Source organism: Cellulomonas sp. H30R-01 (assembly GCF_010119915.1).
GTDB lineage: Bacteria > Actinomycetota > Actinomycetes > Actinomycetales > Cellulomonadaceae > Cellulomonas > Cellulomonas algicola.
On record NZ_CP048210.1, the window covers coordinates 953123 to 973204 of the forward strand.

General features: G+C 74.0%; 15 protein-coding genes. All 15 read left to right on the forward strand.

Features of this window, described 5'->3' with window-relative positions; genetic code table 11:
- Nucleotides 1–256 precede the first annotated feature (256 nt).
- The 15 genes from ileS (at nt 257) to GXP71_RS04275 (ending at nt 20081) form a co-directional block, all read left to right on the forward strand.
- Complete coding sequence (gene ileS / locus GXP71_RS04205; RefSeq protein ID WP_162351631.1) at nt 257–3541, forward strand: isoleucine--tRNA ligase; 3285 nt, start codon at nt 257–259, stop codon at nt 3539–3541.
- On the forward strand, nt 3538–4917 hold the full coding sequence (locus GXP71_RS04210) for a folylpolyglutamate synthase/dihydrofolate synthase family protein (RefSeq protein WP_162351632.1): 1380 nt from the start codon (nt 3538–3540) through the stop codon (nt 4915–4917). Before ileS ends, GXP71_RS04210 begins: the two co-directional genes overlap by 4 nt.
- Before the next feature lie 194 nt (nt 4918–5111).
- Nucleotides 5112–6107, forward strand: coding sequence for a dihydroxyacetone kinase subunit DhaK (dhaK, locus tag GXP71_RS04215; protein WP_162351633.1), 996 nt, complete (start codon nt 5112–5114; stop codon nt 6105–6107).
- Nucleotides 6108–6141: 34 nt separating this feature from the next.
- Complete coding sequence (gene dhaL, locus GXP71_RS04220; protein ID WP_162351634.1) at nt 6142–6774, forward strand: dihydroxyacetone kinase subunit DhaL; 633 nt, start codon at nt 6142–6144, stop codon at nt 6772–6774.
- On the forward strand, nt 6771–7484 hold the full coding sequence (dhaM, locus tag GXP71_RS04225; protein ID WP_162351635.1) for a dihydroxyacetone kinase phosphoryl donor subunit DhaM: 714 nt from the start codon (nt 6771–6773) through the stop codon (nt 7482–7484). The genes dhaL and dhaM overlap by 4 nt, the downstream gene beginning before the upstream one ends.
- A 96-nt stretch (nt 7485–7580) precedes the next feature.
- On the forward strand, nt 7581–8258 hold the full coding sequence (locus GXP71_RS04230; protein ID WP_238402610.1) for a TetR/AcrR family transcriptional regulator: 678 nt from the start codon (nt 7581–7583) through the stop codon (nt 8256–8258).
- 95 nt (nt 8259–8353) lie between these two features.
- A complete protein-coding gene (locus tag GXP71_RS04235) occupies nt 8354–10081 on the forward strand; it encodes an MDR family MFS transporter (RefSeq protein ID WP_162351637.1) in 1728 nt (575 codons plus the stop codon).
- A 9-nt stretch (nt 10082–10090) separates the two neighbouring features.
- A complete protein-coding gene (locus tag GXP71_RS04240) occupies nt 10091–10486 on the forward strand; it encodes a DUF4233 domain-containing protein (RefSeq protein WP_162351638.1) in 396 nt (131 codons plus the stop codon).
- A 54-nt stretch (nt 10487–10540) separates the two neighbouring features.
- Nucleotides 10541–10966, forward strand: a complete 426-nt coding sequence (gene ndk / locus GXP71_RS04245) for a nucleoside-diphosphate kinase (protein WP_124344401.1) — start codon at nt 10541–10543, stop codon at nt 10964–10966.
- A gap of 111 nt (nt 10967–11077) precedes the next feature.
- Nucleotides 11078–14641, forward strand: coding sequence for a chromosome segregation protein SMC (gene smc, locus GXP71_RS04250; protein ID WP_162351639.1), 3564 nt, complete (start codon nt 11078–11080; stop codon nt 14639–14641).
- A 118-nt stretch (nt 14642–14759) separates the two neighbouring features.
- The gene (locus GXP71_RS04255; protein ID WP_162351640.1) at nt 14760–15098 is read left to right on the forward strand and encodes a hypothetical protein; all 339 of its coding nucleotides are present in this window, start codon (nt 14760–14762) and stop codon (nt 15096–15098) included.
- A gap of 116 nt (nt 15099–15214) precedes the next feature.
- Entirely contained in the window at nt 15215–16441 is a 1227-nt protein-coding gene (gene ftsY / locus GXP71_RS04260) for a signal recognition particle-docking protein FtsY (protein WP_162351641.1), read from the forward strand.
- Nucleotides 16442–16619: 178 nt separating this feature from the next.
- Nucleotides 16620–17924: an ammonium transporter gene (locus tag GXP71_RS04265; RefSeq protein ID WP_162351642.1), complete on the forward strand. Its 1305-nt coding sequence runs from the start codon at nt 16620–16622 to the stop codon at nt 17922–17924.
- Nucleotides 17924–18265, forward strand: a complete 342-nt coding sequence (locus GXP71_RS04270) for a P-II family nitrogen regulator (RefSeq protein WP_124343010.1) — start codon at nt 17924–17926, stop codon at nt 18263–18265. The genes GXP71_RS04265 and GXP71_RS04270 overlap by 1 nt, the downstream gene beginning before the upstream one ends.
- Before the next feature lie 22 nt (nt 18266–18287).
- A complete protein-coding gene (locus GXP71_RS04275) occupies nt 18288–20081 on the forward strand; it encodes a [protein-PII] uridylyltransferase (protein WP_162351643.1) in 1794 nt (597 codons plus the stop codon).
- Nucleotide 20082: the final 1 nt, after the last annotated feature.

Here is a 20082-nt window from a genome sequence, read left to right on the forward strand (position 1 = left end):
GCGCGGGGTCGCTAGACTCGGGCGCACAGGCGTCGACCCGGCCATCACCGGCGAGCCTCCGGAAGAACAGGCTCCGACCCGCGTGACGGGGACGAGCCCCAGTAGAACCGGACGGGGCAGGCCCGTCACAGCCGCAGCAGAGAGGTCGACGACCCCGCGAGGGGGAGCCGGCAAGCGAGGTGGTACCGCGGTCGTCCCCGCACCCGGGGGTGGTCGTCCTCGCGGCCGTGAGCGAGATCGACCAGGAGACCCGACGGTGACCACCGCACCGCGCTACCCGCTGCACCGCCCCGACCAGCCCGTGCCCGCGTCGCCGGACCTGCCCGGGCTCGAGCGCGACGTCCTCGCGCACTGGGACGCCGACGGGACGTTCCAGGCGTCGATCGACCAGCGCGACGCGGGGGAGGACGGCAGCAACGAGTTCGTCTTCTACGACGGCCCGCCGTTCGCGAACGGCCTGCCGCACTACGGCCACCTGCTCACCGGCTACGCGAAGGACGTCGTCCCGCGCTTCCAGACGATGAAGGGCCGCCGCGTCGAGCGCCGGTTCGGCTGGGACACGCACGGTCTGCCCGCGGAGCTCGAGGCGCAGCGGCTGCTCGGCATCACCGAGAAGGCGCAGATCGACGAGCTCGGCATCGCGAAGTTCAACCAGGCGTGCCGCGAGTCGGTGCTCAAGTACACGGGCGAGTGGCGCGACTACGTCACGCGTCAGGCGCGCTGGGTGGACTTCGACCACGACTACAAGACGCTCGACGTCACCTTCATGGAGTCGGTGATCTGGGCGTTCAAGCAGCTCTACGACAAGGGTCTGGCGTACGAGGGCTACCGCGTCCTGCCGTACTGCTGGGTCGACGAGACGCCGCTGTCGAACCACGAGCTGCGCATGGACGACGACGTGTACGCGTCGCGCCAGGACCCGGCGCTCACGGTCGGTCTGCGCCTGGAGAGCGGCGAGCTGCTCCTCGTCTGGACGACGACCCCGTGGACGCTGCCGAGCAACCTCGCCGTGGCGGTCGGCCCGGACGTCGAGTACGTCGTCGTCGAGCCCGCGGCGGGCTCGCCGTTCGGTGAGGCGAACCCCGGCGAGCGCGTCGTGCTCGCGGCCGCGCGCCTGGGCGCGTACGCCCGGGAGCTCGGCGAGGCGACCGTGGTCGACACCGTGACCGGCACCGAGCTCGTGGGCCGCTCCTACACACCGCCGTTCGACTACTTCGCGGGCCACGAGCACGCGCACCGGGTGCTCGCCGCGGACTTCGTGACGACCGACGACGGCACGGGCGTCGTGCACCTCGCGCCCGCGTTCGGCGAGGACGACATGGTCGCGTGCGACGCGGCGGGCATCGCGCCCGTCGTGCCGGTCGACGCGCGTGGGCGGTTCACGGCCGAGGTCGGCGACTACGCCGGCCAGCAGGTGTTCGAGGCGAACAAGCCGATCATCGCGGACCTCAAGGCGGGCTCGGGTCCCCTCGCGCGCGTCGACGCCGCGCAGCGGTCCGTCGTCGTGCGCCACGAGACGTACGACCACTCCTACCCGCACTGCTGGCGCTGCCGGAACCCGCTGATCTACAAGGCCGTGTCGTCGTGGTTCGTGCGCGTCACGGAGTTCCGCGACCGCATGGTCGAGCTCAACCAGGAGATCACCTGGACGCCCGAGCACATCAAGGACGGCCAGTTCGGCAAGTGGCTCAGCAACGCGCGCGACTGGTCGATCAGCCGCAACCGGTACTGGGGCACGCCGATCCCGGTGTGGGTCTCGGACGACCCGCTGCACCCGCGCGTCGACGTGTACGGCTCGCTCGCGGAGCTCGAGGCCGACTTCGGCCGCCTGCCCGTGAACGAGGCGGGCGAGCCGGACCTGCACCGGCCGTTCATCGACGACCTCACGCGCCCGAACCCGGACGACCCGACCGGGCGCTCGACCATGCGCCGCATCCCCGACGTCCTCGACGTGTGGTTCGACTCGGGCGCGATGCCGTTCGCGCAGGTCCACTACCCGTTCGAGAACGCCGACTGGTTCGAGCACCACTACCCGGGCGACTTCATCGTCGAGTACATCGGGCAGACGCGCGGCTGGTTCTACACCCTGCACGTCCTCGCGACGGCGATCTTCGACCGCCCGGCGTTCCGCAACGTCATGTGCCACGGGATCGTCCTCGGCGACGACGGCCGCAAGGCGTCGAAGTCGCTACGCAACTTCCCGGACCCCGTCGTCATGTGGGACAAGTACGGCTCGGACGCCGTGCGCTGGTCGCTCATGTCGAGCCCGATCCTGCGCGGCGGGAACCTCGTCGTGACCGAGGAGGGCATCCGCGACGGCGTGCGCCAGGTGCTGCTGCCGCTGTGGAGCACGTACTACTTCTTCACGCTGTACGCGGGTGCGGTGCGCGGCGGGGAAGGGCTCACGGCCCGACGCGTCGACGAGTCGTCCGTGGGGTCGCTCGCGACGATGGACCGGTACGTGCTCGCGCGCACCCGGTGGCTCGTCGACGACGTCACGCGCCACCTCGACGCGTACGACATCGCGGAGGCGTGCGAGGCCGTCCGCGACCACCTCGACCTCGTGACCAACTGGTACGTGCGCACGCAGCGCGACCGGTTCTGGGACGAGGACCAGGCGGCCTTCGACACGCTGTGGACCGTGCTCGAGGTGCTCACGCGCCTCATGGCGCCGCTCGCGCCGCTCGTCACGGAGGAGATCTGGCGCGGCCTGACGGGCGGGCGCAGCGTGCACCTCACCGACTGGCCGACGGCCGCCGACGTCGTGGCGACGGACGTGGGCTTCGAGTACACCGAAGCCGAGCTCGTCGCGGCCATGGACCGCGTGCGCGAGGTCGTGTCGACGACGCACGCGCTGCGCAAGGCCCGGCAGATCCGCGTGCGCCAGCCCTTGCGCGGCCTGCGCGTCGTCGTGCCGCACCCCGAGTGGTTCGGCCCGTTCGTCGGCCTGATCGCGTCCGAGGTCAACGTCCGTGAGGTCGAGGTCCTGGGCCTGCACGACGCCGACGCCGCCGACCTGGGCGTGAGCGCGCAGCTCGCCGTGAACGCGCGTGCGGCCGGCCCGCGCCTGGGTCGTGCCGTGCAGACCGTCATCAAGGCCGCGAAGGCGGGTGCGTGGGAGCAGACGCCCGACGGCGTCGTCGTCCGCACCGACGACGGCGAGGTCGCGCTCCAGGAGCACGAGTACACGGTGTCGACGGTCGTCGAGCAGCGCGAGGGGGTCGACCTGGCCGCCGCGGTGCTGTCGACCGACGGGTTCGTCGTGCTCGACGTGGCCCTGGACGACGAGCTGCTGGCCGAGGGGTACGCGCGCGACGTCGTGCGGCAGGTCCAGGACGCCCGCAAGGCCGCCGGGCTCAACGTCGGCGACCGCATCCTCCTCACGCTCGACGTGCCGCGCGAGCACGTGGCCGACGTCGAGACGCACCGCGACACCATCGCGCACGAGACGCTCGCGGTGAGCGTCACGGTCAACCCCTCGGCCGGTGAGGCCGTCGAGGTCCACGTCGAGGCCGTCGAGGCGGGCGGGTACGAGGCATGAGCACGCAGGGATCCGAGCACCAGCGGGCCGAGCGGGCGAAGGCCGCGCGGGAGGCCGCCGACGAGGTCTACCGCGCCATCCTGTCGCGCGCTCCCGAGCACGACATCGACCCGACGCTCGACCGCGTGCGCGCGGTGTGCGAGCTGCTGGGCGACCCGCAGCGCGCGTACCGGACCATCCACCTCACGGGCACGAACGGCAAGACGTCGACGAGCCGGATGGTCGAGCGGCTGCTGCGCGAGCACGGCCTGCGCACCGGCCGGTTCACCAGTCCGCACCTCACGCGCGTGACCGAGCGCATCGCGATCGACGGCGAGCCGATCAGCGACGAGCGGTTCGTCGAGGTGTGGCAGGACGTCGCGCCCTACGTGCACCTGGTCGACCAGCGGTCGGCGGAGAAGGGCGAGCCGCGGCTGTCGTTCTTCGAGGTGTTCACGGTCATGGCGTTCGCGGCCTTCGCGGACGCACCCGTCGACGTCGCGGTGGTCGAGGTCGGCCTGGGCGGCCGGTGGGACGCGACGAACGTCGTCGACGGCGAGGTCGCGGTCATCACGCCGATCGCGATGGACCACGAGCGCTACCTCGGCGACACGCTCGTCGAGATCGCGTCCGAGAAGTCGGGGATCGTGAAGGACGGCGCGACGCTCGTCCTCGCGGAGCAGACGGAGGACGTCGAGGGCGTGGTGCTCGCGGCCGCGGCCGAGCACGGCGCGCGCGTCGTGCGCGAGGGCGTCGAGATCGCGGTCGTCGACCGGCAGGTCGCGGTCGGCGGGCAGATGCTCACGCTGCGCGGGCTCGGCGGCGTGTACTCCGAGGTCTTCCTGCCGCTGCACGGTGCGTTCCAGGCGCACAACGCGCTGCTCGCGCTCGTCGCGGTCGAGGCGTTCCTCACCGGCGGCGCGGCCCTCGACGGCGACGTCGTCGGGGCCGCGTTCGCCGACGTCACGTCGCCGGGCCGCCTCGAGGTCGTGCGGTCGAGCCCGACGGTCATCGTCGACGGCGCGCACAACCCCGCGGGCGTCGAGGCGCTCGTCGCGTCCCTCGAGGAGGCGTTCGCGTTCCAGCGCGTCGTGGGCGTCGTCGGCGTCATGGCGGACAAGGACCCGGAGGGGATCCTGTCGGTGCTGGAGCCGGTGCTGGCGGAGATCGTGGTGACGCGAGCACCGACGTCGCGCGCGCTCGACCCGCAGGACCTCGCCGAGGTCGCGATCGACGTGTTCGGCGAGGACCGCGTGCACGTCGTCGAACGTCTGGACGAGGCCGTCGACCTCGCGGCGTCGCTCGCGGAGAGCGAGGTCGAGCGGGGCGCCGCGGTGCTCGTCACCGGCTCGATCGTGCTCGTCGCGGAGGCGCGCATCCTCCTCGGCCGCCCCTGACCGGTCGTCGCACCTCGCACCGCCACCCGTCCGGGTGACACGGCGCCCCCGGCTGCACGAACGTGCACCGGGGGCGCACGTCGTCGCCTTGACCGTTCCTTGGGGCGCGGAGAAGGTGGGGGTGGTCGGGACGACGAGGCCTCGACGCACCTGACGTGGGCGGTCGTGCCCAGGTCGACGGGAGGACGGACAGCGTGAAGAAGCTCATCAACGACCCCCAGGACGTCGTCGCCGAGTCGCTCGAGGGCTTCGCGGCCGCGCACCCGGACCTCGTCGAGGTGCACCTCGACCCGCCGTACGTGGTGCGGGCGGGTGGCGCGCGCGAGGGCAAGGTCGGGCTCGTGAGCGGTGGCGGCAGTGGCCACGAGCCGCTGCACGCGGGGTTCGTCGGTGTCGGCATGCTCGACGCGGCCGTGCCGGGCGCGGTGTTCACGTCCCCGACGCCCGACCAGATCGCCCCGGCGATCCAGGCGGCGGACGGCGGCAAGGGCGTGCTCGCGATCGTCAAGAACTACACGGGCGACGTGCTCAACTTCGAGACGGGCGCGGAGCTCGCCGAGGCCGAGGGCGTGACCGTCCGCTCGGTCGTCGTGAACGACGACGTGGCCGTCGAGGACTCGCTCTACACCGCCGGCCGGCGCGGCGTCGCGGGGACCGTGTGCGTCGAGAAGATCGCGGGGGCGGCCGCGGAGCGCGGCGACGACCTCGACGCGGTCGCCACGCTGGCCGAGCGCGTCATCGCCAACGTGCGGTCCATGGGCGTCGCGCTCACCGCGTGCACCGTCCCGCACGCCGGCAAGCCGAGCTTCGACCTGCCCGAGGACGAGATCGAGATCGGGATCGGCATCCACGGCGAGCCCGGCCGCCGGCGCATCCCGCTCGCGGGGGCGGACGAGATCACCGAGATGCTGCTGACGCCTGTGGTCGACGACCTGGGCCTGACGGGCGGCGAGCAGGTGCTGCTGTTCGTCAACGGCATGGGGGGCACGCCCGCCTCCGAGCTGTACGTCGTCTATCGTCGGGCACGCGCGTTGCTCTCCGAGCGCGGGGTCGAGGTCACTCGCTCGCTCGTCGGCAACTACGTGACATCACTGGAGATGCAGGGCGCGTCGGTCACCGTGCTGCGGCTGGACGCCGAGCTGACCGCCCTGTGGGACGCCCCCGTGCACACGACCGCCCTGCGGTGGTGAGCTCGCGGGACGTCCGTGGTCGAGGGGACGGGGCATGACGCTGGACGTGGCGTGGGCGGTGGCGTGGGTGCGTGCGAGCGCCGCGACGGTCGCCGAGCATCGCGACGAGCTGGTCGAGCTCGACCGCCAGATCGGCGACGGCGACCACGGCGAGAACCTCAACCGCGGCTTCAAGGCGGTCGTCGCCAAGCTCGACGCCCTGCCCGAGCAGCCCGCCCAGATCGGCGACGTGCTCAAGCTCGTCGCGACGACCCTCATGTCGACGGTCGGCGGCGCGGCGGGACCGCTGTACGGCACGGCGTTCCTGCGGGCCGCCCGGGCGACCGACGTGACCGAGCTCGACAGCGGTGGCGTCGTCGCGCTGCTCGAGGCCGCGCTCGAGGGGATCGTCGCGCGCGGCAAGGCGACGACGGGCGAGAAGACCATGGTCGACGCGTGGACGCCGGCGACGGAGGCCGCGGTCGCGGCGGCCGACTCGGGTGCGGCGCCCCCGGCGGTGCTCGCGGCGGCGGCGCAGGCGGCGGCCGACGGTGCGCAGGCGACGATCCCGCTGGTCGCGACCAAGGGCCGGGCCAGCTACCTCGGCGAGCGCTCGGCGGGCCACCTCGACCCGGGCGCGCGGTCGACCGAGCTGCTCCTCGCCGCCGCGGCGCAGGCAGCGGCGTGACAGGCGAGCGCGCGACCGCCCGTGTCGCGCTCGTCCTCGTGTCGCACTCGCGCGGTCTCGCCGAGGGGGCGGTCGAGCTCGCCGGGCAGATGGCGCCGGGCGTGCTGCTGCTCGCGGCGGGCGGCGGTCCCGACGGCGGGCTGGGCACGAGCTTCGACCTGGTCGAGGCGGCGCTGACGGACGCGACCGCGGACGGCCGGTCGGCGGTCGTCCTGACGGACCTGGGCTCGGCGGTGCTGACCGCGGAGTCGGTGCTCGACCTCGCGGAGCCCGGCGTCGCCGCGCGCGTGCGCCTCGCGGACGCGCCCTTCGTCGAGGGGGCGGTCGCGGCCGCCGTCGCGGCGCACGGGGGAGCGGACCTCGCCGCGGTCGTGGCCGCGGCCGAGCACGCGGGCACGACGTTCGCGGCGGTGCCGCCGGCCGAGCCCGCGGCCCCGGCGGCCGCGGGGGACGACGTGGCCCGCGGTTCCGCGGTCCTGCGCAACCCGCTCGGGCTGCACGCGCGACCCGCGGCGATCGTGGCCCGCATGATCGCGGGCTACGACGCGCGTGTCCGCGTCAACGGCGTCGACGCGGCGAGCGTGCTGCAGCTCATGAAGCTCGGTGCCGTGCAGGGGCAGGAGATCGTCGTGGAGGCCGAGGGCCCGCAGGCCACCGAGGCGCGGGACGCGCTGCTCGCGGCCCTGGAGGGCGGCTTCGGGGAGGTCTGACGCGTTTGGGTCGCGGCGGCAGCGGATGGGCCGGGTGAGCGACGGCACAGAAACTGCATGGACTGCAAAGTTGCAGTGGATGTAATGTTGCATCCCATGCAGGAAGTCGACGCCGCGCACGGGCTGACCGACCCCGTGGACACGCGCCCGGTCGACGACTCCGCGCCCAGCATCGCCGAGCTCGTCGGCGCCCTCGGGCTCCGCGAGCGCAAGAAGCGCGCCCGTCGCGACGCGCTCATCGACGCCACCCACCGCCTCGTCGACCGCGACGGCCTCGACGCCGTCACCGTCGAGGCGATCTGCGAGGCGGCCGGCGTCTCCGTCCGCACGTTCTTCAACTACTTCGAGACGAAGGACGACGCCGTCCTCGGGCACGCGACGTACCCGATCGACCCCGTCGTCGAGGACGAGTTCGCGTCCGGCGGGCCCACCGGGCACCTCGTGACCGACCTCGAGCACCTCGTCGGCTCGCTGCTCGACGCCGCACCGCCCGGCCGGGCGCGCCTGGCGAAGGGCCTGGCCATCGCCGCGCAGGAGCCCCGGCTGCTCGCCCGCCACCTCGCGTGGCTCGACAAGCACAAGGGCAACCTCATGGCGCTCGTCGCGCGCCGGCTCGGCGATGATCCCGCCCACGCGCCCGACACCGTCGCGTCCCTCGCGCTCTTCCTCACGCACGCGACGTTCGTGCGCTGGGAGTCCGGGGGGAGCGAGGGCGAGATCCGCGACCACCTGCACACCGTCGTCGGGGAGCTGCGCGCGCTGCTCGCCGACTGACCCTCCCGATCCGCCCGCCGTCCACGGCGGGCTCGGGCGCCCTCGCGCGCCCGCACGACCACGCCATCCACGTCCCCTGAGAAGCAAGGAACACCATGGCCACCGCCACCGTCCCCGACGTGGGAGCGAGCGACAAGCCGCTCGTCGTCCTCACGCCCCGCACCGTCTGGCTCATCTTCGGCGCCCTGATGGCGAGCATGTTCCTGTCGTCGCTCGACCAGTCGATCGTCGGCACCGCGATGCCGACCATCGTCGGCGAGCTCGACGGCGTCGAGCACCAGGGCTGGGTCGTGACGGCCTACATCCTCGCCATCGCGATCGTCATGCCGCTCTACGGCAAGTTCGGCGACATCTGGGGGCGGCGCTGGCCGTTCCTCGTCGCGATCGCGCTGTTCACCGCCGGATCGGCCGTCGCGGGCTTCGCGGCCTCGTTCGGCTGGCTCGTCGTCGGCCGCGGCATCCAGGGCCTCGGCGGCGGCGGCCTCATGATCCTGTCGCAGGCGATCATCGCGGACATCGTGCCCGCCAAGGAGCGTGGCAAGTACATGGGCCCGATGGGTGCGCTGTTCGGCATCGCGGCCGTCGTCGGCCCGCTGCTCGGCGGCCTGTTCACCGAGCACGCCGACTGGCGCTGGTGCTTCTGGATCAACATCCCCGTCGGCATCGCGGCCTTCGCCGTCGCGTGGGTCACCCTCAAGCTGCCGTCGCACCGCTCGGGCCGCCGCATCGACGTCGCGGGCATCCTCTTCGTCGTGCTGGGCACGTCGGGCCTGGTCCTCGCGACGAGCTGGGAGAGCTGGAGCGGCCAGCGCGGCTACGACTGGTCCGACCCGGGCCTGCTCGCGCTCGTGCTCGGCACGCTGCTGTCGATCGGCCTGTTCGTGCTGGCGGAGCTCAAGGCGTCCGACCCGCTGCTGCCGCTGCGCCTGTTCCGCAACCGCACCTTCACGATCGCCACCGCGATCGGCTTCATCCTCGGCATGGGCATGTTCTCCGCGCTCGCGTTCCTGCCGACGTTCCTGCAGATGTCGACCGGTGTCGGCGTCACGCAGTCGGGCTACCTGCTGCTGCCGATGATGGCGGGCGTCATGCTCACCGCGATCGGCTCCGGCATCGCGATCACCAAGACCGGCCGCTACAAGATCTTCCCGGTCGCGGGTCTCGCGATCACGACCGTCGGCATGGTGTGGCTGACGCGCATCACGGGTGACATGTCGATGTGGCTCTTCGGCGCGATGATCTTCACCCTCGGCGCGGGCATGGGCCTCGTCATGCAGACGATCGTCCTGGCCGTGCAGAACGCGGTCGACCCGCACGAGCTCGGGACCGCGACGTCGGCGAACAACTTCTTCCGGGAGATCGGTGCGGCGGTCGGCGTCGCCGTCTTCTCGACGATGTTCACGAGCCGCCTGATCGAGCAGGTGACCGACGTGTTCGCGGGCGTGCCCGGCGGGTCCGGCGGCGAGGCGTCCGGCCTCACGCCCGACGTCGTCCAGCAGCTGCCCGAGCCGTTCAAGAGCGGTGTCATCGACGCCTACGCGAGCAGCCTCTCGTCGTCGTTCTGGTACTTCATCCCGCTCGTCGTGGTCGGCTTCGTGCTCGCGCTGTTCCTCCGCGAGGTGAAGCTGTCCGACGTCGCCGGCATGGTCGCGCGCGGCGAGGCGGTCGCGGCGGACGACGTGCGTGCGGGTGCGGTCCACGCGGACGCGACGGTCGACGGCGCGGTCGTCGTGGACGAGCTCTCGGCTCCCGCGCACGACGACGTCGCGACGGCGTCGCAGGGCGAGCGGGCCGCCGACGGCGACGCCGTGGGTGCCCGGTAGCCTGACGCGATGAGCTCGACCGACCCGCAGGCCGTGCGCCGCAAGCGCCCCGCGAAGCCGCAGTTCACCCAGACGATGCTCGTCCTCGAGGCCTTCGTGGTGTTCTTCGCGACGCTCGTGGCGTACGGCCTGCGGGTCGCCGACGCCGCCACCGTGTGGTGGGTCGGCGGCGCCCTCACCGTCGTCCTGATCGTGCTCGCCGGCTGGGTCGGCCGCCCCGGCGGCTACGTCGCGGGGTCGGTCGCACAGGTCGTCGTGCTGGCCTGCGGGTTCGTCGTCCCGATGATGTTCGTGGTCGGCGCGGTGTTCGCCGCGATGTGGGTGTTCTCGCTGCGCGTCGGCGGTCGCATCGACCGCGAGCGCGCCGAGTGGGACGCCGCGCACCCCGGGATGGTCGGCCCCTGACCGTTCACGGACACGTCACCGGGCTGCCGGGCCGCCCCCGTTAGGGTGACGCCCATGACTGACACGCAGCGCACCCTGGTCCTCGTCAAGCCCGACGGAGTCCGCCGGGGTCTGGTGGGGGAGATCCTGCGTCGCATCGAGGCGAAGGGCTACACGCTCGTCGCCGTCGAGCTCCGCGAGGCGGACGAGGCCCTGCTCGCTGAGCACTACGCCGAGCACGCCGGCAAGCCGTTCCTCGAGCCGCTCGTCGAGTTCATGCGGTCCGGCCCGGTGCTGGCCGCGGTCGTCGAGGGGCACCGCGTGATCGAGGGCTTCCGCTCGCTCGCCGGCGCGACCGACCCGACCGTCGCGGCCCCCGGCACGATCCGGGGCGACCTGTCCCGCGACTGGGGCTTCAAGGTCATCCAGAACCTCGTGCACGGCTCGGACGGCGAGGAGTCGGCGGCGCGCGAGATCGCGCTGTGGTTCCCGTCGCTCTGACGACGGCGACGACGGCACGGCACCGGCAGCGGCACTGACACCGACGGCGGGCGGCCGGCGGACGCGCCCAGCGTCCCCGACCGCCCGCCGTCCACGTCCTAGGCTTCCTCCGTGCACCTCAAGACCCTCACCCTGCGGGGGTTCAAGTCGTTCGCCTCGGCGACGACGCTGAGCTTCGAGCCGGGCGTCACCTGCGTGGTCGGCCCGAACGGGTCGGGCAAGTCGAACGTCGTCGACGCGCTCGCGTGGGTCATGGGGGAGCAGGGCGCCAAGTCGCTGCGCGGCGGCAAGATGGAGGACGTCATCTTCGCCGGCACGGCGGGCCGTCCGCCGCTGGGCCGCGCCGAGGTCGCGCTGACCATCGACAACACCGACGGCGCCCTGCCGATCGAGTACACCGAGGTCACGATCTCCCGGACGCTGTTCCGCAGCGGCGGGTCGGAGTACGCGATCAACGGGCAGGGCTGCCGGCTCCTCGACATCCAGGAGCTGCTGTCCGACTCCGGCCTGGGCCGCGAGATGCACGTGATCGTCGGGCAGGGGCAGCTCGACGCGGTGCTGCGTGCGACGCCCGAGGAGCGGCGCGGCTTCATCGAGGAGGCCGCGGGCGTCCTCAAGCACCGCAAGCGCAAGGAGAAGGCGCTCCGCAAGCTCGACGCGATGCAGGCCAACCTCACGCGGCTCGGTGACCTCACCGGTGAGATCCGTCGCCAGCTGGGACCGCTCGGGCGGCAGGCCGAGGTCGCGCGCAAGGCCGCCGTCGTCCAGGCCGACCTGCGCGACGCGCGCGCCCGCCTGCTCGCCGACGACCTGGCACAGCTCAGCGCGACGCTCGAGCAGGAGATCGCCGACGAGTCGGCGCTGCTCGCCCGCCGGGCCGAGGTCGAGCAGGCGCTCGCCGCAGCCCGCGACGGACTGGCCGCCCTGGAGCGCGAGGCTGCGGAGGCGACCCCGCACCTGACCGAGGTCACCGAGGTGTGGTACCGGCTGTCGTCGCTGCGCGAGCGGCTGCGCGGCACGGCGTCGCTCGCCGCCGACCGCGTCCGCCTGCTCGGCAGCGCCGGGTCGGAGCGCACGGGCGGGCAGGACCCGGACGACCTCGCCGCCCAGGCGGAACGCGTCCGGGCCGCGGAGGTCGAGCTCGCCGCCGAGGTCGACCTGGCGCGCGTCGCGCTCGAGGCCGCGGTGACGGCCCGCCAGGAGGCGGAGCAGGCGGCGACGACGGCGGAGAAGGAGCTCGCGACCGCGCTGCGGGGTGCCGCCGACCGGCGGGAGGGGGTCGCCCGGCTCGCCGGTCAGGTCGCGGCCCGCCGCAGCCGCGTCGAGGCGACCCAGGCGGAGATCGGGCGCCTCCACGAGACGCTCGCCGCGGCGCGCGAGCGCGAGGCCACGGCGCAGACGGAGTTCGTCGCGCTCGAGTCCGAGGTCGCGGGCGTGGAGGCCGGCGAGGAAGGGCTGGACGCCGCGCACGAGGCCGCCGCCGAGGCGCTCGACGTCGCGACCGAGCGGCTCACGGACCTGCAGCAGCGGGCGTCCGAGGCCGAGCGCGAGCACGGGGCGCTCGTCGCGCGGGCCGAGACGCTCGAGCTCAGCCTCACGCGCAAGGACGGCGCGGGTGCGCTGCTCGCCGCCGACGGGCTCACGGGCACCGTCGGGTCGGTCGCGGCGCTGCTCGCGGTCGACGCACGCGACGAGGAGGCCGTGGTCGCGGCGCTCGGCGCCCTCGCCGACGGCGTCGCGGTCGAGTCGGTCGACGCCGCCGTCGACGCGCTGCGCTGGCTGCGGACCGAGGACGCGGGTCGGGCGACGCTGCTGGTCGCGGGCGCGCCCGACACGAGCCCGGCCCCGGACCTGCCGCCGGGCGCCGACCGCGCGGTCGACCTCGTCACCGCCCCGCCGCACGTCCAGGCGACCGTGCGCGCGCTGCTCGCCGACGTCGTCGTCGTGGACGACCTCGCGACCGCCCGCGCACTCGTCGCGCAGCACCCGCACCTCGTCGTCGCGACCCGCGCGGGCGACGTCCTGTCCCGCCACCGGGCGTCCGGCGGGTCAGCCACCGCACCGAGCGCGCTGCACCTGCAGGCCGCCCTCGACCAGGCCCGCAGCGGAGCGGCCGAGGCCATCGCGACGGCCGAGCGCCTCCGGTTCGAGATCGCCGCCGCGACCGCGGAGCAGGAGAGCGCGCGCGCCGAGCACGACCGCACGCTGTCGCGTCTCAACGAGTCCGACGCCGCGCTCGCCGCGGTCGCCGAGCAGCTCGGGCACCTGGGGTCCGCCGTCCGGGCCGCGCGCGCCGAGGCCGACCGCGTCGAGGCGTCGCTCGCCGCCGCGTCCGCGACCCTCGAGTCCGACGCCGCCGAGCTGGCCGACCTCACCGCCCGCCTGGCGGTCGCCGAGGACGAGCCCGTCGACACCGAGGCGACCATCGCGGAGGCGACCGAGCGCCGCGACACCCTTGCGGGCCTGGCGACCGGAGCGCGCTCGCGCGAGACCGAGGCCCGCCTGACCCTGCGGACGAGCGAGGAGCGCGCGCGGGCCCTGTCGGGGCGCGCCGCGTCGCTCGAGCGCGCCGCCGAGGCCGAGCGCGCCGCGCGGCAGAAGGCCGCCGAGCGCGCACGCGTGCGTGCGCGCCAGGCGGCCGCGGCCGTCGCGGTCGGGCAGGGCGCCGCGCACGCGCTCGCCGCGATCGAGGGCTCGCTGCGCCGCGCGTCGACCGAGCGCGAGGCCGCGGAGGCCGCCCGCACGGAGCGCGAGCAGCAGCTCTCCGCGACGCGCGCCCGGGTCGACGAGCTCGCGCGCGAGCTCGCGCAGCTCACGGACGCCGCGCACCGCGACGAGGTCGCCCGCACCCAGCAGCGCCTGCGCATCGAGCAGCTGCAGAACCGGTCGGTCGAGGAGCTCGGGCTCGACCCCCAGGTGCTGCTCGACGAGTTCGGCCCGCACCGCGACGTGCCCGTCGTGCTGCCGCCGGGCACCGAGCCCGACCCCGACGCGCCGACCGCGGTGCCGTTCGTGCGCGAGCAGCAGGAGAAGCGGCTCAAGGCCGCCGAGCGCGCGCTGTCGCTGCTCGGGCGCGTCAACCCGCTGGCCCTCGAGGAGTTCGCCGCGCTCGAGGAGCGGCACAAGTTCCTCACCGACCAGCTCGCCGACCTCAAGAAGTCGCGCGCGGACCTGCTGGAGATCGTCAAGGAGATCGACGAGCGCGTCGAGCAGGTGTTCGCCGAGGCGTACCGCGACACCGCCGCGGCGTTCGACGTCGTCTTCCCGCGTCTGTTCCCGGGCGGCGAGGGGCGCCTGGTGCTGACGGACCCCGACGACATGCTCACCACGGGCATCGAGGTCGAGGCGCGTCCGGCCGGCAAGAAGGTCAAGCGCCTCTCGCTGCTGTCCGGCGGCGAGCGGTCCCTGACGGCCGTCGCTCTGCTCGTCGCGATCTTCAAGGCGCGGCCGTCACCGTTCTACGTCATGGACGAGGTCGAGGCGGCCCTCGACGACGCCAACCTCGGCCGGCTGCTCGACATCTTCCGCGAGCTGCAGGAGGACTCCCAGCTCATCGTCGTGACGCACCAGAAGCGCACGATGGAGATCGCCGACGCCCTCTACGGCGTGACGATGCGCGGCGACGGCGTCACGACCGTCGTGAGCCAGCGCATGCGTGAGGACGTCGCCGTCTGAGGCCCGGACCCGGGCGACCGGGACGAGCCGGGCGGCGCGTGTGGAGATCGTGTGAGGGCTGCCCGCCGCGCGGGTGACGTCGCGCGCGTCGGGCCCGCGGGGCGCGGAGGATGGTCCCGTGGCTGTGCTCGTCGGGATCCTCGTGTCGCTCCTCGTCGCCTTCGCCGTGCTGATCCTCGCCGGCGTCGCGGCGGGCTCCGGCGCGCCCGGCGAGGAGCGCACCGGCCCGTGGCGCTCCTTCCGCGCCGGCTGGGCGGCACGCAAGCACCCCGACGCCGACCAGACCGCGGCGGCCGCCGCCGCGTCGGTGCGCCCCGTCGACGTGTCCCTCGACGAGTTCCTCCGCGCGACCGCCGACGAGGGCGACCCGTACCTGCAGGTCGACGACCTCGCCGACACCCTGCAGCGCGCGAGCCGCAAGGCTGCGCGCGCCCTGCCCCGTCAGCGCGGCGCCTGACCCGCAGGACCACGATCGCCTGAACCGGCCCCGGCCCGCCTCGTGCGGGCCAGGTCGCACCGGCGCGTCGGTGGGCGGGCTCGCGCGCACGCCCGCCGCCCAGGGAGACTGTGCGCGTGGACCAGGACACCCTCAACACCCTCCTCGCCGTCGGGATCCCGACGGTCGTCGTCGTCACCGTCGGCACGCTGCTCGTCACGCTGCGCCGCGGTCGCGGCGGCGGCACCTCGACGCAGGACGTCCCGCCGCCCGTGCCGGCGCCCGAGGCGCCCTTCGGCGACCCGCAGGCCCCCGCTGCGACCCCCGTCCCGGTCGACACCGCTCCCGGGACGGCCGCACCGCCGGAGGCCGCGCCCGACGACGTCGCGGAGCTCGACCGCCCGCCCGTCCTGGAGGTCCCGGCTCCCGTCGCCGGACGGCTGACCCGCCTGCGCGACCGCCTGTCCCGGTCCGGGTCGCCGCTGGGCGCCCGCCTGCTGCAGGTCCTGTCGCGCGACCACCTCACCGAGGACGACTGGGACGAGCTCGAGGAGACCCTCCTGCTCGCCGACGTCGGTGCCGGCCCGACGACCGAGATCGTCGACGCGCTGCGCACGCGCGTCCGGGTCGAGGGGCTGCGCGAGCCCGGTCAGGTGCGTGCCGTGCTGCGGGACCAGCTCCTCGCGATCGTCGACCCGACGCTCGACCGGTCGCTGCACACGGACCCCGACACGACGTCGGAGGGTGCGGCCGTCCCGGCGGTCGTGCTGGTCGTCGGCGTCAACGGGACCGGCAAGACGACGACCGTCGGCAAGCTCGCGCGCGTGCTCGTCGCCGAGGGGCGGACCGTCGTGCTCGGTGCGGCCGACACGTTCCGCGCCGCGGCGGCCGACCAGCTCGAGACGTGGGGCTCGCGCGTCGGCGTGCGGACCGTGCGGTCCGACAAGGACGGGGCCGACCCGGCGTCGGTCGCGTTCGACGCCGTCCGTACCGGCAGGTCGGAGTCCGTCGACGTCGTGCTGGTCGACACCGCGGGCCGCCTGCAGAACAAGGCGGGCCTCATGGACGAGCTCGGCAAGATCACGCGCGTCCTCACGCGCGAGGCGCCGCTGGCCGAGGTGCTGCTCGTGCTCGACGCGACGACCGGTCAGAACGGCCTCAACCAGGCGCGCGTGTTCGCCGAGGTCGCGGGCGTCACGGGCATCGTCCTCACCAAGCTCGACGGCACCGCGAAGGGCGGGATCGTCGTCGCGGTGCAGCGCGAGCTGGGCGTCCCGGTCAAGCTCGTCGGGCTCGGCGAGGGCCCTGACGACCTCGCGCCGTTCGACCCCGAGGCGTTCGTCGACGCGCTGCTCGCGCAGTAGCCCGTCGCCGTGGTGGGCGTCCGCTGCTGGACGGACGCCCACCACGAAACCGAACGTTTACGCGCGGGTGAGCGTTGTCACACCGCTGTAACACCCTCAGCCCATCGCCGAAACCGTCCTGGCCGACCTTTGGTACCGGACCAGCCACCCCCGGCTGGCGACGGGAGAGGCGATTTCGATGTTCGAACTCGACAGCGGGAACACCGCGTTCATGATCCTCGCCGCGTCTCTGGTGCTGCTGATGACGCCCGCCCTGGCGTTCTTCTACGGCGGCATGGTGCGCGGCAAGAGCGTGCTCAACATGATGATGATGAGCTTCGGTGCCCTCGGCATCGTCTCGCTCATCTGGGTCCTGTACGGCTACTCGGCCACGTTCGGCGGCGACTACGGCGGCTTCGTCGGCAACCCGTTCGAGTACTTCGGCCTGCAGGGCGCCACCGACGAGCAGAGCCTCATGGCCGCCACGGGCGTGCCGTTCCTCGTCGCCGCCGGCTTCCAGCTGACGTTCGCGGTCATCACCGTCGCGCTGATCTCCGGCGCGATCGCGGACCGCTTCAAGTTCAACACCTGGCTCGTCTTCGCGGCGATCTGGGTCACGGTCGTCTACATCCCGCTGGCCCACATGGTCTGGGGCGGCGGCCTGCTCGGCGGCGGCTGGTTCCTCGCCGGCTCGCTCCCCACGCCGATCGACTTCGCGGGTGGGACCGTCGTCCACATCAACGCGGGTGTCGCGGGCCTGGTGCTCGCGATCGTCACGGGCAAGCGCCGCGGCTTCGGCCGCGAGCCGATGCGTCCGCACAACCTGCCGTTCGTCATGCTGGGCGCCGCGCTCCTGTGGTTCGGCTGGTTCGGGTTCAACGCGGGCTCCGAGTTCGCCGCCGACGGCACCGCCGGTCGCGCCTGGGTCAACACGACGGTCGCCACCGCGGTCGCGATGCTCGCCTGGCTCGCCACGGAGAAGGTCCGCGACGGCCACGCCACCTCGCTCGGTGCCGCGTCCGGCGTCGTCGCGGGTCTCGTCGCCATCACGCCGGCCGCCGCGGCCGTCGACACGTGGGGCGCCATCGGCATCGGCGTCGTCGCCGGCATCCTCTGCGCCCTGGCGGTCGGCCTCAAGTACCGGTTCAGCTACGACGACTCGCTCGACGTCGTGGGCGTCCACCTGGTCGGCGGCCTCGTCGGCACCGTGCTCATCGGGTTCTTCGCGACCGACGCGAACGCGACCTGGTACGCCGACGGCGCCGAGAACGGCCTGTTCTACGGTGGTGGCGTCGGACAGCTCGCCACGCAGATCATCGTCGCCCTGTGCGCGGTGCTCTTCAGCGGTCTGGCCACGCTCGTCATCGCCCTCATCCTCAGGGCCACCATCGGCCTGCGGGCGACGGAGGAGGACGAGGTCGGCGGTCTCGATCTCGCCACGCACGGCGAGACGGCGTACGAGTCCCTGGGCGCGGGCGCCCGGGTCGTGACGGAGGTGAAGTGATGACGAAGCTCGTGACGGCGGTCATCCAGCCGCACCGGCTGGACGACGTGAAGTCGGCCCTCGAGGCCGCGGGTGTGCGGGGTCTGACCGTGAGCGAGGCGAGCGGCTACGGCCGTCAGCGCGGGCACACCGAGGTCTACCGCGGCGCGGAGTACACCGTGGACCTGGTGCCGAAGGTCAAGATCGACGTGCTGGTCGCCGACGCGGACGCCGCGAGCGTCACCGAGGTGATCGTGCGCGCCGCGCAGACCGGCAAGATCGGCGACGGCAAGGTCTGGGTCGTGCCGGTCGAGGACGTGGCTCGCGTCCGCACCGGTGAGCACGGCGACGACGCCCTCTGAGCAGGACGGTCCCGCACAGCACATGACGCAGAACCGGCCGCCCGCGGGGGGCGCGGCCGAGCACGAGTCGCCGGAGGTCCCGCACCCGCTCGGGGTGCGGGACCTCCGCGTCGAGCGGCTCGACCTCGCCGCCCGCCTCACGGGCCCCACCGCCGACGGGGTCGCGCGCCGCGCGGCCGTCGTCGACCTGGTCCGGCACCGCCTCGCCGAGCTCTGGCAGGTGGCGACCGACGGTCAGGAGGTCAACGGCATCGCGCTCGGCGCGGTCGGCAGCATCGGCCGCGGCGACGCGAGCCCGGTGAGCGACCTCGACCTGCTGCTCGTGCACGAGGGGCGTGGGCACTCGCCCGAGCAGCTCGCCGAGCTCGCGCAGCGGCTCTGGTACCCGATCTGGGACGCCGGGCTCGACCTCGACCACTCGGTCCGCTCGCTCGCGCAGTGCCGCCAGGTCGCGTCGAAGGACCTCCCGGCGGCCGTCGGCCTGCTCGACCTGCAGCCCGTCGCGGGCGACGCCGTCGTGATCGCGCGCGCCAAGTCCGCGCTGCTCGAGGACTGGCGGTCCGCCGCCCGCCGCCGTCTGCCCGAGCTGCTGGCGTCGACGCGGCAGCGCGCCGACCAGCACGGCGAGCTCGCGTACCGCATCGAACCCGAGCTCAAGGAGGCCCGCGGCGGCATCCGCGACGCGGTCGTGCTCAGCGCGCTGGCCGCGACCTGGCTCACCGACCGCCCGCACGGCGCGGTCGACCACGCCTACGCGCACCTGCTCGACGTGCGCGACGCCGTCCAGGTCGCCACGCGCCGGCACACCAACCGGCTGCTGCTCGCCGACCAGGACGAGGTCGCGGCGCTCGTCGGGTTCGACGACCGGGACGACCTGCTCGCGAGCATCGCCGAGGCCGGCCGCGTCATCTCCTACGCGCTCGACACGACCGCGCGCAACGCGCGTCAGGCGCTCCAGCGGCCCGCCCGGAAGCCGATGCTGGTGCGCGGTCGACGCACGCCGCCGCGGCTGCGGCCCATCGCCGAGGACCTCGTCGAGCACGACGGCGAGATCGTGCTCGCGGTCGACGCGCGCCCGGCCGACGACCCGCTGCTCTCGCTGCGCGCCGCCGCGACCGCGGCCCGGACGGGCCTCGCGCTCTCGCCCGTCACGGTCGCGAGCCTCACGGCCACGCCGCCGCTGCCGACGCCGTGGCCCAAGGCGGCGCGGGCCTACCTCCTCCAGCTGCTAGCGTCCGAGCACGCGCAGGTGCCGATCTGGGAGGCGCTCGACCTGGCCGGCGTCGTGACGACGTGGATCCCCGAGTGGGCCGGCGTGCGGAACCGACCGCAGCGCTCGCCCGTGCACCGGCACACCGTCGACCGGCACCTGGTCGAGACCGTCGCGCGCGCGGGGCACGCACGTCGTGACCTCGCGCTCGGCGACACGCTGCTGCTCGCCGCGGTCCTGCACGACATCGGCAAGCGCGCGGGGGCGGGGGACCACTCCGTCGAGGGCGCGCGCCTCGCCGCGCCGATCGTGCTGCGCATGGGCTTCGACGACCAGGTCGCGACGGACGTCGCGCGCCTCGTGCGGGAGCACCTGACGCTCGTCGAGCTCGCCACGACGGCCGACCCGGACGACCCCGCGACCGTCGAGCGCCTGCTCGACGCGGTCGACCACCGCGCCGACCTGCTCGCCGTGCTCCGGGCCCTGACCGAGGCGGACGCGTCGGCGGCCGGTCCCGCGGCGTGGAGCGCGTGGCGTGGCACGCTCGTCGACGACCTCGTCGCGCGGGCCGGGCGGGTCCTGACAGGTACCCTGGGACGTCCGTGAT

Excerpts from the sequence above, each read along its gene's own strand:
- GXP71_RS04210 (WP_162351632.1), top strand. The coding sequence starts at position 3,538 with ATGAGCACGCAGGGATCCGAGCACCAGCGGGCCGAGCGGGCGAAGGCC.
- dhaL (WP_162351634.1), top strand. The coding sequence starts at position 6,142 with ATGACGCTGGACGTGGCGTGGGCGGTGGCGTGGGTGCGTGCGAGCGCC.
- GXP71_RS04230 (WP_238402610.1), top strand. The coding sequence starts at position 7,581 with ATGCAGGAAGTCGACGCCGCGCACGGGCTGACCGACCCCGTGGACACG.
- GXP71_RS04235 (WP_162351637.1), top strand. The coding sequence starts at position 8,354 with ATGGCCACCGCCACCGTCCCCGACGTGGGAGCGAGCGACAAGCCGCTC.
- GXP71_RS04240 (WP_162351638.1), top strand. The coding sequence starts at position 10,091 with ATGAGCTCGACCGACCCGCAGGCCGTGCGCCGCAAGCGCCCCGCGAAG.
- ndk (WP_124344401.1), top strand. The coding sequence starts at position 10,541 with ATGACTGACACGCAGCGCACCCTGGTCCTCGTCAAGCCCGACGGAGTC.
- GXP71_RS04265 (WP_162351642.1), top strand. The coding sequence starts at position 16,620 with ATGTTCGAACTCGACAGCGGGAACACCGCGTTCATGATCCTCGCCGCG.
- GXP71_RS04270 (WP_124343010.1), top strand. The coding sequence starts at position 17,924 with ATGACGAAGCTCGTGACGGCGGTCATCCAGCCGCACCGGCTGGACGAC.
- GXP71_RS04275 (WP_162351643.1), top strand. The coding sequence starts at position 18,288 with ATGACGCAGAACCGGCCGCCCGCGGGGGGCGCGGCCGAGCACGAGTCG.